This window comes from Dulcicalothrix desertica PCC 7102 (assembly GCF_003991905.1).
Taxonomy (GTDB): Bacteria; Cyanobacteriota; Cyanobacteriia; order Cyanobacteriales; family Nostocaceae; genus Dulcicalothrix; species Dulcicalothrix desertica.
Window position 1 is genome coordinate 27357 of the sequence record NZ_RSCL01000002.1, and the last position, 16833, is coordinate 44189.

The 16833-nt window shown below is 36.1% G+C and carries 12 protein-coding genes; 7 read left to right on the plus strand and 5 right to left on the minus strand.

Features of this window, described 5'->3' with window-relative positions:
- From DSM106972_RS04265 to DSM106972_RS04280, 5 genes are all read left to right on the plus strand, one after another.
- Positions 1-2361 carry a CHASE2 domain-containing protein gene (locus DSM106972_RS04265; RefSeq protein ID WP_127079199.1) on the plus strand — a complete coding sequence of 787 codons (2361 nt, stop codon included), beginning with the start codon at positions 1-3 and terminating at the stop codon, positions 2359-2361.
- Between the two features lie 85 nt (positions 2362-2446).
- Entirely contained in the window at positions 2447-3187 is a 741-nt protein-coding gene (locus tag DSM106972_RS04270) for a DUF928 domain-containing protein (RefSeq protein WP_127079201.1), read from the plus strand.
- Between the two features lie 168 nt (positions 3188-3355).
- The gene (locus tag DSM106972_RS51160) at positions 3356-3514 is read left to right on the plus strand and encodes a hypothetical protein (RefSeq protein ID WP_158632763.1); all 159 of its coding nucleotides are present in this window, start codon (positions 3356-3358) and stop codon (positions 3512-3514) included.
- Positions 3515-3567: 53 nt separating this feature from the next.
- On the plus strand, positions 3568-4599 hold the full coding sequence (locus DSM106972_RS04275; RefSeq protein WP_127079203.1) for a Vgb family protein: 1032 nt from the start codon (positions 3568-3570) through the stop codon (positions 4597-4599).
- A 6-nt stretch (positions 4600-4605) separates the two neighbouring features.
- Positions 4606-6786 (plus strand): SulP family inorganic anion transporter, encoded by a 2181-nt coding sequence (locus DSM106972_RS04280; RefSeq protein WP_127079205.1) that lies wholly within the window; start codon positions 4606-4608, stop codon positions 6784-6786.
- On the opposite strand, the gene DSM106972_RS04285 is transcribed toward DSM106972_RS04280, so the two are convergent.
- The 3 genes from DSM106972_RS04285 to DSM106972_RS04295 all read right to left on the minus strand — a co-directional run bounded on the left by DSM106972_RS04285 (position 6783) and on the right by DSM106972_RS04295 (position 10981).
- Positions 6783-9617, minus strand: coding sequence for a two-partner secretion domain-containing protein (locus DSM106972_RS04285; RefSeq protein WP_127079207.1), 2835 nt, complete (start codon positions 9615-9617; stop codon positions 6783-6785). The genes DSM106972_RS04280 and DSM106972_RS04285 overlap by 4 nt on opposite strands.
- Before the next feature lie 366 nt (positions 9618-9983).
- Positions 9984-10211, minus strand: a complete 228-nt coding sequence (locus DSM106972_RS04290; RefSeq protein WP_127079209.1) for a hypothetical protein — start codon at positions 10209-10211, stop codon at positions 9984-9986.
- Between the two features lie 83 nt (positions 10212-10294).
- The gene (locus DSM106972_RS04295) at positions 10295-10981 is read right to left on the minus strand and encodes a filamentous hemagglutinin N-terminal domain-containing protein (protein WP_127079211.1); all 687 of its coding nucleotides are present in this window, start codon (positions 10979-10981) and stop codon (positions 10295-10297) included.
- A 99-nt stretch (positions 10982-11080) separates the two neighbouring features.
- Between DSM106972_RS04295 and DSM106972_RS55665 the strand changes: the two genes are divergently transcribed.
- On the plus strand, positions 11081-11233 hold the full coding sequence (locus DSM106972_RS55665) for an FAD-dependent oxidoreductase (RefSeq protein WP_127079946.1): 153 nt from the start codon (positions 11081-11083) through the stop codon (positions 11231-11233).
- A gap of 50 nt (positions 11234-11283) precedes the next feature.
- A complete protein-coding gene (locus tag DSM106972_RS04305; protein ID WP_127079213.1) occupies positions 11284-13905 on the plus strand; it encodes a CHAT domain-containing protein in 2622 nt (873 codons plus the stop codon).
- Positions 13906-14333: 428 nt separating this feature from the next.
- Here the strand turns inward: DSM106972_RS04305 and DSM106972_RS04315 are convergent, their stop codons facing one another.
- Both DSM106972_RS04315 and DSM106972_RS04320 read right to left on the minus strand, forming a co-directional pair.
- The gene (locus DSM106972_RS04315) at positions 14334-15590 is read right to left on the minus strand and encodes a DUF1822 family protein (protein WP_127079215.1); all 1257 of its coding nucleotides are present in this window, start codon (positions 15588-15590) and stop codon (positions 14334-14336) included.
- Between the two features lie 299 nt (positions 15591-15889).
- On the minus strand, positions 15890-16531 hold the full coding sequence (locus DSM106972_RS04320) for a sigma-70 family RNA polymerase sigma factor (protein ID WP_127079217.1): 642 nt from the start codon (positions 16529-16531) through the stop codon (positions 15890-15892).
- Between the last annotated feature and the right edge of the window lie 302 nt (positions 16532-16833).

The following is a 16833-nucleotide window of genomic DNA, read 5'->3' on the forward strand; positions in this document are numbered from 1 at the left end:
ATGACTAAATTAGTCGTGTTGAATTTAGGAAAAGGTGATTTAAATCAAGGTTTCGCTAGTGTGACAGCTCAATTGTATGACTCTAGCAGTAGGGTTCCGATACAATTTACAGGTAGTTTAGAAGCTTCACCAAAACTAGCTGAACTTTACAAACGCTGGTGTTTACTTTACCAATTATTGCATGATAGTTTATCTTATACGGGTCGCTCTAAAAGGTCGTCTCAACCAAAAGAAATAGAGATTGATTCGGAGGATGTAACAAATGTTTCTTCAATTGAATTTAGCTTATTATGTGAAGATTTATGTCAAGAAATTAATACCTGGTTAAAAACTGAGTCTTTCCGTAATATCGAACAAAAGTTACGAACAAAACTGCATCATCTAGATGAAGTTAGAATAATTCTACAAGCAAGGGATGATGAAGTTATTAGACTTCCCTGGCATTTATGGGATTTCTTTGAGGATTATCAAAATGCAGTTTTAGCATTTGGTGTGTCGGAGATAAACTTAGTACAATCTGAACGTAAAGTTTCTACTGGTAAAGTTAGAATTTTAGCAATTTTGGGTAATAGTGAAGGAATTGATATACAAAAAGACCGAAAAATATTAGAACAGTTACCCAGAACGGAAATAGTATTTTTAGTACAACCACGACGATTTGAGTTAGATAAATATTTGTGGGATCAACATGGTTGGGATATTTTATTTTTTGCGGGGCACGGTACAAGTAGTTTAGAATGTAAAACAGGTAGAATTTATATTAATCAAACTGAGAGTTTAACTATTACTCAGTTAAAAAATGCGTTGAAAACTGCTATTTCACGGGGTTTGCAATTAGCAATTTTTAATTGTTGCGACGGTTTAGGATTAGCTAAAGAATTATTATCTTTAAATATTGGGCAAATAATTGTGATGCGTGAACCTGTACCAGATGTAGTAGCGCAATCATTTTTAAAGCAATTTTTAGAAGCGTTTACAGCAGGTGAGTCGCTGTATATTGCGATGCGACAAGCAAGCGAAAGACTACAAGGTTTAGAAAGTGAGTTTCCTTGTGCAAGTTGGATACCAGTAATTTGTCAAAATCCTGCTATTATACCTATAACTTGGAGTCAATTAGTTACTAAATCTACTCCAAGTCCAGTAAATTCTTTTGTTTTAAGTACTGGTTTAGCAGTAACTGCTTTTGTTTTCGGGATAAAAATGTTGGGTTTTTGGCAGTTATGGGAATTAAATGCATTCGATGCGCTAATGCGCGCGCGTCCCATAGAACCAATAGACAATCGCATTTTATTAGTAACTGTTACAGAAGCAGACGTGCAAGCTCAACCAGTAAACGAAAGGAGGGGAGCATCGATATCTGAAAGAACTTTAGATAGGGTGATAGGAAAGTTACAGCAGTTTAATCCTCGTGTAATTGGTTTAGACATTTATCGTGAGAATTCCATTTCTAAAGACTATAAGAACTTGAGCGCGTTGCAAAAAAGTAACCGCTTTATTACTGTTTGTAAATCAGGTGAAGATGAAACAGACCCAGGAGTTCCACCGCCACCAGAAGTCCCCTTACAAAATCTTAGTTTTAGCGATATAATTACTGATGTAGATACTGTTATTCGTCGTCAATTATTATCTATGGCGCCTGCGACTAACGTAGCTGTTAAGTGTAAACCAGATAAATCTTTCGGTTTTCGCGTTGCAACTCGTTATTTACAATTTGAAGGAATAGAAGCAACATTAAATTCTGATGATAACTGGTTAATTGGTAAAGAAGTTTTTCAAAGTTTAGAAGAAAATAGCGGTGGTTATCATCAAATAGATAGTCGAGGTTATCAAGTTTTACTTAATTGGCGCACCTCTAACCCTTTCATAAAAAAAGTTACAATTAGCGACATATTAAATAATCAACTTACTGCCGCAACCGTAAAAAACCGTATCGTTTTAATTGGCACAACAGCAGAAAGCTTTAATGATCAACGCTGGCTTACACCTTATAGTACTAATAAATTACCTTACAAACAAACAACTGGGCTAGTAGTACAAGCCCATATGGTTAGTCAAATTATTAGCGCTGTATTGGATAATCGCCCTTTATTATGGGTATTACCAAAATGGAGCGAATTTGTTTGGTTGTGGTGTTGGTCTATCATAGGGTGTTTAATAGCTTGGAAAATTCAATCTCAATGGTACTTAGTAATTCATTTAACTCTTGGTTATGGAATTTTATATAGCTTATGTCTTTTATTTTTAATACAAGGTCTTTGGATACCTTGCATACCAGCCGTTTTTGCTTTTTCAGGTAGTTATTTAATTGTGACTATATATACTAAACACTTTTCGATAATAAATAATTGTAAAGATAAGTAATATCTGAGAAAAATCATACGTAAATCATGCATAATTTGGATTTTTCGCTACTACTGAGTATATAGCGTGACAAGATTTTCTAACCATGAGTGTTGTAAAAAATTATATTAAGTCTAAATACACGATTGCTTTTGCACTAGTATTGTGGATGAGCAACTTTCTACCTGCTCAAGCACAGCTCAATACAACCCAACCAAAACGAACTGAAACAGATGGTTCCAGACGCGGTAGACCAAGTGGTAGAACAGCTACTGGAAGCCGTGGTGACTGTCCCGAAGTAAATGTACCACTTACTGCCTTGATACCAGTGAATAATCAAGGTTTAACAATGGCAGAGTATCCTCAATTTTGGATTTTTGTTCCTTACCAATCTAAGAATATAGCTATTGGAGAGTTTGTGTTACAAGATAAACAAAATAATGATGTTTACCGCACAAATTTTACCTTACCACAGGCGCCGGGGATAGTTAATGTTAGCTTAGGGAAGGCAAAACCGTTACAAATTAATCAAGAGTACCAGTGGTTTTTCAAAATTTACTGCTCTCCTGAGAAGTTATCCGAACCATTATTTGTCAAAGGATGGATACAACGTATAGCAAACAATTCTGATTTAGAAAGAAAATTAGCAGCAGCTAGGACACCAGAGCAGCGCTTTACCATATATTATGAAAATCATATTTGGTATGAAGCTGTAACCGAATTAGCGAAACACCAACCTATTAGACCACAAAACAATAGTTTACCCAGTGATTGGAGTAATTTATTAAAGCGTGTTGATTTAGAATATTTAATTTCTCAACCTGTTGTCGGAGAAGTCAAGTTATAATTTAGTAAAGCGCTGAAATATGAGTGTAATGTTTGGGGTATCTATACGTTTGGGGTTAAGTTTAGGAATTGCAAGTGCTATATATTGGTTAATAACCAAAGCTAAATTTTAAGAGCGCTTTAGCGTACTCTTTGTGCCTTTTTTAGTACCATATGGATTACGATACTTATGACTCAAACATCTCAACCACTCTGGATACAAGATAGAGGCATAGTTATTGCTCAAAGCCAAGATGCCGAATGGCGTTGTGGTGATGCTCCTGATTACACAAGTACTAATACTTTTCTTAACTACGCAACCGACACTTCAAGCACGTCTCTAAAATAATTCCCATTAACTTTAATCTTGTCACAATAAAAAGTTGTTTCTTACTTAGTACAATGTTTAAAAATAAAGTAGCTATCATAACAAGCGCTAGTTTTGCAATTGGTCGAACTTGTGCAATAGCTATCGCATTCTTAGGATTGACGGCGCCAAATTCAAAAGCAGCGATGTTAGTTTCTAGCGTTAGAAATAATTCCATCCTGCGCTATAACGATAAAACAGGAGAGTTTATTGATACTCTTGTTCCTTCAGGTAGCGGTGGGTTAAACGCTCCATCAGGTATGCTTATAGGTTCAGACGGATTACTGTACGTTATTAGCATTCGGACTGATAGTGTTTTACGCTACAATCCTCAAACAGGAGCATTTATAGATACTTTTATAAACGATAAAGAATTAGACTTCGCAGAAGATTTAGCTTTCGGAAAAGATGGTAATTTATATCTTTCAAGTTCAAGTACAACTCAAAGTAGAAATAAAATTGTACGTTATGACGGTAAAAATGGTGCTAAGATAGATAACTTTGTGGCGCCTGGTAGTGGTGGAATATTTGGGGCAGTCGGATTTGGTTTTGGGTATGATAATAACTTGTACGTGGCTAATGTTTTTGATAACAATATTTTACGTTATAACGGTCAAACAGGAGCATTTATTGATACTTTTATAACAGGGAAGGAAGGCGACAGATTTGCTGATTTTACTTTTGCAGCAGACGGTAATCTTTACGTTGCAAATCCTGGGGCTAATAGTGTTTCTCGTTACAATGGTACAACAGGAGAATTTGTTGATACTTTTGTTACAAATGGTAGTGGTGGGTTGAGTCGTCCTGTAGAAACTCAATTTGGCTTTGATGGTCAATTATATGTAAATAGTTTTGACACTAATAATATTCTTCGTTATGATGCAAAAACAGGAGATTTTATTAACGCCTTTGTGCCTCCAGGTAGTGGTGGGTTAGATGGTCCCACTTCAATTGTATTTATTAAAGATATTCCAGAGCCTACTTCGCCTGTTGCTATCTTAGCTTTTCTTTTTGTTTGCGGCCTTAATATCAGGCACATCCATATTTTTAAGAATACCAAGGAATAACCATAATTGTTGAGCTTTAAACAAATAGTTATAAATTTATTTGCTGGCACTACAACTGGATTAGTAACACTGGCTTATAGTATCTCGTTCGCAGCACTGATTTTTTCGGGAGTTTTGGCACCGTATTTTTCGCAAGGAGTTACAAGCGCACTAATTAGTTCATTGATTACAGGTATTTTTGTTTCATACTTTAGTAAACTTAAATTTGTAATTGCAGGTCCAGATTCTAACTCTGCTGCAATTTTAGCGTTGATGGTTTATGATATCACTGAACAAGTTAGTGCAAAAGATTCTGTAGAAGTCAATACTTTACCAACAGTATGGGCAGCGATTGCACTTTCATCAATTTTAACGGGTTTGGTTTTATATTTAATCGGCAAATCAAAGAGCGCGCGTTGGGCACGTTTTATTCCTTACACTGTGATGGGGGGGTTTCTTGCTGGTACAGGTTGGCTAATTACACGTAGTTCATTTAAAGTAATGGCAGGTGTACCGTTAGAGTGGAATAAATTATCATATTTATTCCAAGAGGATATACTTATACATTGGTTGCCAGGATTAATTTTTTCAGTAGCCACCATTATTGCAACAAAATATATTCGTCATGTTTTAACAATGCCAGTTATGTTACTTTTGACAATTATTTTGTTTGATCTTTTTTGGTTGTTTATTTCAGATACAGTCCATTCATCTCAAGGTTGGTTCCTTGAATCTATGCCAAACCACAATTCTTGGAATTTTTGGATATCAACAGTTCCACAAGTAAATTGGCAAGTCTTATTGAACGAAAGCGGGACTTTATTTGCAATGGTAATAGTAGTGTTAATTGCAATTTTGCTTAACGCTATTGGAATTGAAATTGCCGTTCAGCATGATTGTAATCTTGACCACGAACTTTGTGTAAACGGTATTGCTAATATTTTTACTGGTCTATGTGGTGGGATGGTAGGACATTTATCTCTTAATCGTAGCTTGCTTAACCAAAGTGCAGGTGCCAATAGTCGAGTTGCAGGATTAACCACAGCCGCATTTTGTGGTTTTATACTAATATTTGGCTCGAGTATTTTTACTTATATTCCGCGTTTCGTTTTAGGTGGTTTATTATTAACAATTGGCTTTAAACTTTTACATGAATGGGTTTATAGTGCTTGGTTTAAATTTCCTCGACTTGAATATGCTATAATTATTGTAATTCTTGCTATTACTACAATTTGGGGCTTTATTGCGGGTGTTGGTATTGGTATTATTATCTCCTGCGCTTTATTTGCTTTTAACTACAGTCGTTATCAAATAGTGCGTAATACATTAGAAGGCACTACATATAAAAGTAAAGTGCAGCGTCAAAGAGCAGAGCAGAGACTTTTAAAACAAAAAGGCGACCAAATTTATATATTACTTTTACAGGGCTATATCTTTTTTGGTAGGGCAAACACATTATTAGAACAAATTCAACTGAGATTAAAAAATATTGACCTCCCTACCATCGAGTTTTTGATTTTAGACTTCCGTCTTGTCAATGGTTTGGATTCCTCTATTGTTCTCAGCTTTTTAAAAATTCAACAGCTTGCAAATAAATATAACTTCAATATAATTTTAACTCATGTTCACTCAAATATTTTACAACAACTTACTCTTGGTGGTTGTATTAATCATAATGATACATCTATCCAAATTTTGCCTGACTTAGACAGAGGTATCGAATATTGCGAAAATAAAATCATCGAAAAATATTCTTTAAAACTCCCTGGCATACTTCCTTTAGCACTTCAATTTAATAAAATTTTTAATGATACTAACCAAGTAAAATGCTTCATGAGTTATTTAGAACGAGTACAAGTAAATGCTAATCAAATTTTATTTACTCAAAATCAAGCATCAAATACGCTCTGCTTCATTGAGTCAGGGCAAATTACAACTTTTTTACAACTCGATGATGGACAAACTCGACGCTTACAAACATCAGGCGCCGGAACAATTATTGGAGAAACAGCTTTTTATCTCAGCACCAGCTATAAAACATCTGCAATAGCCGACCAAGATAGCAAAATATATCACTTAACAAAAATGAACCTTTACAAAATGCAACAAGAAAACCCTCAAGTAAGTGTAGTTTTTCAAGAATTTTTAATTCGTCAACTATCCGAACGCTTAATATATGCTTATTCTGAGATAGAAGAACTACTTTAATTATGACAGAAATGAGATTGTGATGGCAGGTATTGAGATTGAGCATTTTGTGTACTAGCAACTAAATATACTTGACCACGGTCATCAATCTTTAAACCACTAGCTTCTACAATTTGATTCCTAGTCTTATCTATCTGCGCTTGTATTGGTTGCTCAATTTTGCCCCTATGAGAATTCTCTGACCTTATCCAACTTCCAATCGTATTAACATCTTGTAATAAATCTTCTGGACTAATTGGTAAGCCAGAACGACCTGTAACGGTAAAAGAATTTGGAGTTGAAGAGTTTCTTGGAGAACACCTAGCTAAAATGAGTCCACTAGGGTCAACCAAATTAATTGGTATTTCCACTAAACCTCTACTAGGGTCTAGTATAGTTACAATGTTGACATTGCCGTTTTGTTCACTCGTTGCTCCACTTGCTGTAATTGCGCTATTTAGACTGCGAAAAAGTCCTTGAGTTTTAATATTTATATTACCACCGCGTGCCGAAGCTGAATTGGCGGTAATGTTACTGTTTTCTAAGGCGCCAAACACCGAAGTGTTTATATTGATATCACCACCTATTACATCACGACCTGTAGCGTTCGTGGTAATTCTGCTAGCACGACGTAATATTAACTCTCGTGAATTAATGTTAATTGTTGCTTGAGTAATATCAGTTTTATTGCTGCGCGTATCTGCTGTGAATACAGCATTTTTATCTAAATTGATCGAGTTAGCACTTATAGTTAAGTTCCCTGCGGTTCCTGTTCCCAAACTTCGTGCAGCTATTGTTGCCTCATCTTGTACTAGCAACCGATCAGTATGAAGTGTCAAATTTCCTGCATTTCCCCTTGCACCTTCGGTACTTTGTATAACAAACAAACCACTGGCAAATCTGCTATCAAAAGAATTTACACCCTTCAGTTCTACAAGTGATGTAACATCCATTTTCAAATTTCCACCAGTACCTGCACTAAACGTACTAGCACTAACAAATCCCCCATTTTGTGCAAGCAACTTATCAGTATGAATTATCAAATCTCCTGCTGCTCCCGTTGAAAAGGCTTGGGTAGTTATACTACTGCTATAACCAGTGCTTGATGTACCGACTACTTCTATAATACCTGCATCAACTGTCAAATCTCCACCAGTACCTGCACCATAGGTACTAGCACTAACAAGCGCTCCATCAAAGACTCGCAAAACAGGAGTGTTAATAGTCATACTTCCTGCACTCCCCGTTGCACCTAAGATATTTTGTTGAACATACAAACCACTGCGCCTACTGTCAACAGTACTTTGACCCGACAGTTCTACAAGTGAGGTAGCATCAATTTTCAGATTTCCACCAGTACCTGCACCAAATGTACTAGCACTAACTTCTCCCCCGTTTTGTACTAGCAACTCGTCTGTTTTGATTATTAAATTTCCTGCTGCTCCCTTTGCGGTTGACTCTGCTTGAGTAGAGATTTGACTAACATTAACATAATCATCGCTTGATGTACCGATTACTTCTATTTTATTTGCATTAACTATCAAGTCTCCACCTCGGCCCGCACTATCAGTACTACCACTAATTTCCGCTCCATTCAAGACTCGCAATTCAGGGGTATTAATTGTCAAACTTCCTGCATTCCCCGTTGCTTCTTTGGTTACCGATTGAACAACCAAACTACTGATATAAAGACCATTAACAGTATTTAAACCTGACAGTTCTACCTTTGAGGTCGCATCAATTTTTAAATTCCCACCTTGACCTCTGCCATGTGTATTAGCAATAACTCGTCCTCCATCTTCTAATCTTAAAGTGTTCGTTTTTATATTGACATCACCTCCCTGTGCTTTTGTATTTGAGAGTGTATAGTTGACAATATCGCTATTCTGAATATTCACTGTTCCAGCTGCATTAATATCAATATTTCCAGCTCTACTATTATCAGTACCTCCGCTTACTATTCCAGCTAATACCTCACTGATACCTGTCAAAACTAAATCACGAGCATTAATCGCAATACCTCCACCATTGCCCGCACGCACATCTACTTTAGCATTATTACTGAGAGAAACATCACTTTTATTTAGCCCGTCTGAAAAACTCAAACTAAAATTATCACCGTCTTTTTTTAACGCAATAGTTCCCGAACTCGCTAAACCCCCTAACTCAACTCGTCCACCAAAAGCATATAATCCTCCGTTATTAATATTGACATCACCGCCAACTAATAATAAACTTTTTCCATCTGGTACGCGCAAACCTAATGCAGTAAATTCCTTTGATAGATTATTGCCAGAAGGTGCAACGGAATTACTTTCAATCGAACTAGCTTGATTTTGACTAAACAACAGCGCTGAAGGATTGATTGTTAATAATGTGGGCACCTTTGGATTAGTTGCGCTGAATGCTCCTAAATTGCCAAATTGAATTGCGTTTGCAGTACTGCCAATAAAGGAACCTCCGATTTGAAGGCTTGCGTTTTCACCAAATATAATACCATTTGGATTAATTAAAAATAAATTTGTTTCTCCGTTAGCTTTGATTACACCATTAATACTAGAAGCTGATTGACCTGTAACTCTAGTAATTATGTTTTGTATATTAGCGGCATTGTTAAAGAATGCTTCATTATTATTTTCTATATTAAATTCCTTAAAGCTATGGAAAAGATTACCTCCTTGTATTGTTCCAGCTTCAATAATACTTGTATTTCCTTCTAATCTAACACTAGAATTGTTAGGTAAGGTTGTATCTGGATTAATTTGAGCTAGGGATTCTACTACAAAATTAGTAACTAGGGTACTGGCTGTAATCAAACTTATAACAAACGTGCGAAAATAATTAATTATCATCTTAACTGGTTTTTGGCAAAGGTATTGTAATTGTTGATGATTTTATATCTTTGTTATAATCTTATTTAATGCAGGACTTACGCAACTGGTACAAAATACCAAATGCGTAAGTCATGATGATCAGAGCGATTATATTACCTCGGAGGGTGACAAAAACTCCATAACCTGAGATACAGCAATAGTTTTAAGCGTGTGTGCCATAAAAAGATAAACACCATTTTTAGACTTTATTGATTTTATTATCAATAAGTTTCGTACACAAGTCTTATTTTTCTTTGGACTTAGTTCTGAATTTACTTTTATCTTTCGAGCGGTCACTCTTTTATAATCTTTGCTCGAAGGTTTTTAAGCTAGATTGCCACCCCGTTAGGATTTGCTGGATGTTGATCCTTTAAAAAATATGAAAGGCTTTGGTTCGGGGGAACCTTCTGCGTTTAATTCCGTGTAACCGTACCCAATTGTTGTACCCCCCCAAATTGCCTCTGATTCCGCATCAGAGAGTTCCTCTAACATAACGGGGCAAGCTAATGCGTCTTCATCTTCTTTTGCTGGCACTGCAAATGTCGCAAGGTATCGAGTTTTTTTCCTAATCATTTAATTTTCCCTTAAATGGTAAGCAGTGAACAAGCATAACTATAAATAAAAGTCTTCGCTTATATTATATCGTTCTTGAGGATTCAGAAGACAGCAGTTTTCAATGTTGCCCCTTCTAAATTAATATCTCCACCAACCAACGCTAAAGTTTTATCGGGTTGTACTCGCAAAGCATCTTGCGTATTAATTATAGGAGAATTCAAATTTCTTGCTCCCTTACCATTACCCCGTACCTGAATAGAACCAGGATTGGCGCCAAATTGCAAACCAATAGGAACGCTAATACTTAATAAAGGTGTAGGTTGAGAACTTTTTGCACTGAATTCAAAGCCATCGGCGAATTTTATGCCCGAAGCGGATGTAGCAAGAAAAGAACCACCAACATCTAGCCGAGCATTCTGACCAAATATAATGCCGTTAGGATTAATCAAAAACAGATTCGCCTTACCCAAGCTGCGAATTGATCCATTAATATCAGAAATAAAATTACCCGTTACTCGTGCTAGTATATTCTGAACATCAAGTGTATTATTGAAGAAAGCAGTACTGCCATTAGGAACAGAGAATTCGGAAAAACTATGAAAAAGATTACCTCCTTGTGTTGTTCCAGCTTCAATAATATTCGTATTCCCTTCTAATCTAACACTAGAATTGTTAGGTAAGGTTGTGTCTGGATTAATTTGAGCTAGGGATTTCACTACAAAGCTAGTAACTAGGGCACTAGCTGTAATCAAACTTATGACAAACGCGCGGAAATAATTAACTATCATCTTAACTGCTGGTCGTAATTAATTATACACAAAGCTTGACTATTCGATGTTTAGCAGAGTTTGATTTACTCATCTTATTTAGTTGCATAATGGACGAGTATATCATACGCTGAACAACAAAGCGTAGGTAATTTCTTTTTTGCAGGTGAACACTGTTTGCAAAAGTTTCAGGGATATAATATGGAAGGTGGCTGTAGGACTGGTGAAGTTGCTGCAAAAAAAATATTTTATCTATTAATAAGTTTAATTTAGACTCATTAATATGAACTAATAGCCTTTACAAAATTTTATTTTATTAAGATATGAAACTTAAACTTTCAAAAAAGATAGTTAAGATAGCAGCGATTAATTTAGCATTATTCATTTTTGCTTTTTTCTTAATTATTATCCCTAGCACTGTTGCGAAACAACCGCAACATAATAATTTAGAATTTAAAAGCCAAATTATCGCAGATAAAACTAAAGCACAACAACTTGTTGACCAAGCAGAAAATTTATTTCAAGCAGGGCATCTTAGCGATGCTTCTCGTATTTTACAACAAGCTATTCTCATTTACAAACAATCTGGTGATAATTTGGGAGAAGCAGAATCGCAAGCCAATCATTCTCTTATATTAGAGCAATTAGGATTATGGAAACAAGCGACCGAAACTATTAATATTAGTTTAAATTTACTTGGATGGGATACAGGAAATTATGTGTTAAAAGTCAACAACCCTAAGTCAGAATTACTCAAAGTTTTGGCGCCGACTTTAGATATATTTGCTGGACAACAACTCAGACAAGGAAAGTCAGACGCAGCATATGAAACAGCCAAACATACGGAGAAATTTTGGCGCCAGTTAGGCGATAGTACAGGTGTTTTATGCAGTCGTATCAACCAAGCACAAGCTTTGCGAGTTTCTGGTTTCAACCGTCGTGCATTCGATATTTTAAAATCAGTCTCTACCGAGTTACAACTACAAAGAGACTCGGTTCTTAAGGTAAGTGCATTACGTTCGCTTGGTAATGTTCAGCAACAGTTAAGTAGTTTAGAAGAATCTCAGAAAAATTTACAACACAGCTTAAAAATAGCTCAACGTCTACAATTACCACAAGAAATTAGTTTGACAGAATTTTCTCTTGGTAATACTACTTTTGCATTAGGTAATGTTAACGACGCTATTATACATTATCAAAATGCGGCAAATACGGCGCCGAACCCGCTTTTAAAAGTCCAAGCTCAAATTAATCAATTAAACTTGCTTATCAATAATAAACGAATAGCAGAAGCAAAAACGTTGATTAGTGCAATTCAATCTCAATTACCAAGTTTACCTACTAATAACACTGGTATATATGCCCGAATTAATTTTGCGCGCGCTATAATAAAAATTGCTGATAAAAAAGATGCTGCTTCTATTTTAGCAACTAGCGTACAACAAGCAAAAGCTTTAAATGATGCGCGCGCGCTTTCATATGCACTAGGTAATTTAGCATCGGTTTACGAGCAAAACAAACAGTGGCAAGAAGCTTTGAAATTAACACGTGAAGCATTATCTTTATCTCAACAAATTAATGCACCGGATATTACTTACCGTTGGCAATGGCAGTTAGGACGTATACTCAAAGCACAGCTTAACATTCCAGAAGCGATAAAAGCTTATGATGCGTCAGTTGAAACGCTCTCTACTTTCCGCACAGACTTAGCAGGAGCGAACAGAGAAATACAATTTAATTTCCGTGATAGCATTGAACCTATTTACCGTCAGTCAGTAGAACTATTACTGCAAGAAAAAGGTGAAAACAAACCTGATTTAGATAAAGCACGCAGACGAATAGAAGCTTTACAATTAGCAGAATTAGACAATTATTTTCGTGAAGCTTGCTTAAACAACCAATTTGTTGTACTTGACAAAGTGGTAGACAACATTAAAGCCGACACTGCCATTATTTACCCAATTATTCTAGATAATCAACTCGAAATAATTCTTAAATTACCTGAGCAACCTTTAATAAATAAAACTTCTATAGTTAGTAGTCAAGAAGTAGAACAAGTTATTAAAGAAATACGATATAATATATCTGAACCTGACGAAATACGGAAACTTAAAACAGCTTCCCAACAGCTTTATAAATGGTTAATTGAACCAGTTGAAGCTCAGATTAAAAAAAGTAAAGTTAAAACTTTGGTATTTATCCCGGATGGCGCCTTAAGGAATATTCCGATGGCTGCATTATACGATAATATTGAGCAAAAATACTTGATAGAAAAATATGCTGTTGCTATGAGTCCAGGTCTACAACTATTCACCCCCAAACCCCTCGCACGGAAAAGTTTAAATGTTCTTGCAGGAGGACTATCGCAAATGCCCAAAGGTGAACAGTTTGCACCACTACCCAATGTTGAAATAGAACTAAAAGCCCTTCAAGAATTAGGCGTATCAACAGTCACATTATATAATAATAGATTCAAAAGTACAATTTTAGAAAAAACCATCAACACTCAACCTTTCCGAGTTGTTCACTTGGCAACTCACGGAAAATTTAGCTCAAAAGCAAAAGAAACTTTTATTCTTGCGTCAGATAGACGTATTTACGTAGATGAGCTAGATAAATTACTCAAAAGTAGAGAGTGGCAACGCTCTGAACCAATAGAATTACTCGTTCTTAGTGCTTGCGAGACAGCTGCTGGAGATAACCGCGCGGCATTAGGTTTAGCAGGAGTTGCGTTACGTGCAGGCGCCCGTAGTACACTAGCATCGTTATGGCAAATTAAGGACAGTTCTACAGCAGAACTTATTAAGAAATTTTATTATTACTTAAAAACAGGTAAATCAACAGCCGAAGCTTTACAACTAGCTCAATTAGAGTTACTCAAAGATAAAGAGTTAAATCTTCCTCTTTATTGGGCGCCATATGTTCTAGTTGGTAATTGGTTGTAAATTTGACTCTTGGCTTTCGACAAAAATAGTATGGCACCTTACTGATTGCCGCGATACCTGTAATCATTTGCTCTCTTTATCTCTGATTCGGTTTTCTGGAATAAAAAGTAGTGGAAACCGAACAAGTAAAGAAACAATAGTAACATTTGACATCTATATATATAAAGCTAAGTTGAACGCGACTAACGATATGCGCGTAGATTTTTATACGTTTATATAAACTTTGCTATGTTCTCGTGTATGAAACGAGAACATAATTCTCTTTATTTTACCCTTCATTCTCCCTTAACCGAGCAGTATTGGACTGGGTTGGGGTTATCTATAAGCTATCAAATTATTACGGAATTACAATAAGGGGAAATTAGAGTGTTACTCGACACCCGGAAATGGAGCAGAATTTGTCATTACTATGCCAGTCAGGCAAAATGTTAAATGATAAAATTTTCGGTAGTTTCGGCTTCTCCTATACAAATTTTAACGCTGAAAGCTTCACCAAGTTCTCCGCTAAATTTAATTTGTATAAAGAAATCTGCTAGTTGTGCTGTTACTTTTTTTAGCACTTTACCTGTTGTTTCGAGTAGAGCTAACTTTAATTGTGGTGGTAAATAAATTTCTCTTCCTGTTGGGTACACTTGTAATAATATTCCAAATCGATTGTTGATTTTTGGGATTAATGCGATAGCTAGAGCTATTCCTTCTCCTGCTAGCTGAATTCCTAAGTCGATTAATTTGACTCTTCGTACTGCCACTGCTGAGTTTCCTGGGTCTATTTGCCATAAACTCTCGACTACTGTCCACAACGTTTCGTCGTCTTGAGTCGTTTGTAATAACTTTATTAGTGCTTGCTTCACGTTTTGATTATCTTTGCCAATTTCACTCAGTCTTTTTGCAATGCTACGCTTTTGAGATTCATCTTTTAGAAGCGATAATTGTTTTATTAATGTGGAAATCTCATCAATTGTCGATATTGTGTACTCACGATGATTAACACTGCGGGTTGCAACTGCTAATTTTTGTGTTTGAGTTGGAATTTGCCATTCGGGTGAATGTATATTTTGTAACCAGTGACTGAGAGTAATTGGTGTCAAGGTGTTTGGGATAAATTCGATAATGTTATGACGTGTGGTATCTATTAAGTCTTGCTCGGTTTGCACTGCTTGATTTAATACCTGTTCTGCCATTTGCATTATACTGTGTTGATTATTACATAGTGCTGGCGCCTTGAATTTATTGATTTTACTTTGTTCACTTGTATGAAACCCTTTGAGGATGTCGTTATTTACAAGTGTTTGACTACCTTGTTGAAGTCCTAAGCTTTGGATATGATGTGAGCATGGGAGTTCTGTTAAGTAATGGTGTGAGTCTCCTATATTTAATAGTGTTTCATATATTTGGTATGATAAGCGGGCGCCTGTGGGGTGACGTAAATCGCATACGAACATGGGAAAGACTAACCAAGTTTCGGCAAGTAAGTCTTTTTGTAACCCAGAAATGTAACTGGGAATTAATATATCAATTTCACTCAGAAAATTTGTTTCTTCTGAAAGTAGCATTACAGAGACAGTTGGTAATACTACTTCTTCTGGTTCTGTAATAATCATGACATATCTTGGCGCCTGATGATGGCACGAAGGAATTGATATTGTATTAAGTTCCCAAATTTCACCAGGTAATGGTTGTATCATAATCAATTAGTTTAAAAACTTGCGTTATAAAGATAACGTTTAACCGCGTTTTTATATGCTGGTTATTTTACAAATTTATGTAATGACGGGTTTACGTGATTTGCATATAATTTTATGATGTGTGGGGCGGGTTTACGTGATTTGCGTCTAATTTTATGATATGTGGGGCGGGTTTACGTGATTTGCGTCTAATTTTATGATGTGTGGGGCGGGTTTACGTGATTTGCGTCTAATTTTATGATGTGTGGGGCGGGTTTACGTGATTTGCGTCTAATTTTATGATATTGGTTAACCCGCCCCTACCATATGTTTTTTGTGCGGCGCCGTTCTGAATGGTTGGGTTGTTTTTGATTTTTGTGTTTGCTAGAATTAGGTTGCGCTAATCCTAACTCAATGACGACACGTAACGCTAATTCTTTGCGTCTTCGGGAAATTTCGGGTTGCGTGACTTGAAGTTCTTGGGCAAGTTGGGTTTGCTTGGTTCCTTTTACTAGTCCTTGCCAAAGTTTTAAGTACCCCCGTTCGGGATAACGCTGGTCTAGATTTTTTACTGCTTTGGTGACTTGTAATGTAAAGTCCGCACGTTCGACTGCATCGAAAGAGTTAAAATCGTCAGAAATGTTATCTAATATAGATATGTCGGTTCCTGGGACAAGGGAGTTTAGACTTTGACACTGTTTGCGTAACTCTTTGCGTACAAAGTCTATTATCTCGTATCGTGCCACAACTGTCGCCCAACGAGAAAAGTCTTCTGAATCCCCATGACGAAACCTACCCACTGAATAAGCTTCTAAAATCTTTATATAACCAGTTTGCACCGCATCCTCCCAACTGACCGAAGTCCCATGTACGTACTTCTTGGCAATTTTTTCAATAATGCGACGCTGCTTTAAGTCAGCTAACAAATAATCGTGCGAATATGATGACGAGTTGCTTAACATATTTAGATGCTTCCGTTTTCATATTTCTGAGAAACCGGGTTTCAAAGTTGATACCTTGTAATATAAAACAACGACTTTGCATAGAAACCCGGTTTCTTTGGGTACTTTAGATGTAGACTTCATTTAAAAAACCAGGTTTCCGGAAAACCTGGTTTTTTGTACTTGTTTATTCATAATTTTAATTGGTAAATTTTGTAACCCTGATTAAATAAGTATTAATATATCTCGAAGTTGGATTCTATAATGCCAGCTTCTCTTTTTTCTGGAATTCCGGTTGTTGGCGGCGCCGTTCTGTTAGACTG

Coding starts and splice junctions, on each gene's coding strand:
- DSM106972_RS04275 (WP_127079203.1), top strand. CDS start 3,568: ATGTTTAAAAATAAAGTAGCTATCATAACAAGCGCTAGTTTTGCAATT.
- DSM106972_RS51160 (WP_158632763.1), top strand. CDS start 3,356: ATGACTCAAACATCTCAACCACTCTGGATACAAGATAGAGGCATAGTT.
- DSM106972_RS04290 (WP_127079209.1), bottom strand. CDS start 10,211: ATGATTAGGAAAAAAACTCGATACCTTGCGACATTTGCAGTGCCAGCA.
- DSM106972_RS04320 (WP_127079217.1), bottom strand. CDS start 16,531: ATGTTAAGCAACTCGTCATCATATTCGCACGATTATTTGTTAGCTGAC.
- DSM106972_RS04270 (WP_127079201.1), top strand. CDS start 2,447: ATGAGTGTTGTAAAAAATTATATTAAGTCTAAATACACGATTGCTTTT.
- DSM106972_RS04305 (WP_127079213.1), top strand. CDS start 11,284: ATGAAACTTAAACTTTCAAAAAAGATAGTTAAGATAGCAGCGATTAAT.
- DSM106972_RS04315 (WP_127079215.1), bottom strand. CDS start 15,590: ATGATACAACCATTACCTGGTGAAATTTGGGAACTTAATACAATATCA.
- DSM106972_RS04285 (WP_127079207.1), bottom strand. CDS start 9,617: ATGATAATTAATTATTTTCGCACGTTTGTTATAAGTTTGATTACAGCC.
- DSM106972_RS04295 (WP_127079211.1), bottom strand. CDS start 10,981: ATGATAGTTAATTATTTCCGCGCGTTTGTCATAAGTTTGATTACAGCT.
- DSM106972_RS04265 (WP_127079199.1), top strand. CDS start 1: ATGACTAAATTAGTCGTGTTGAATTTAGGAAAAGGTGATTTAAATCAA.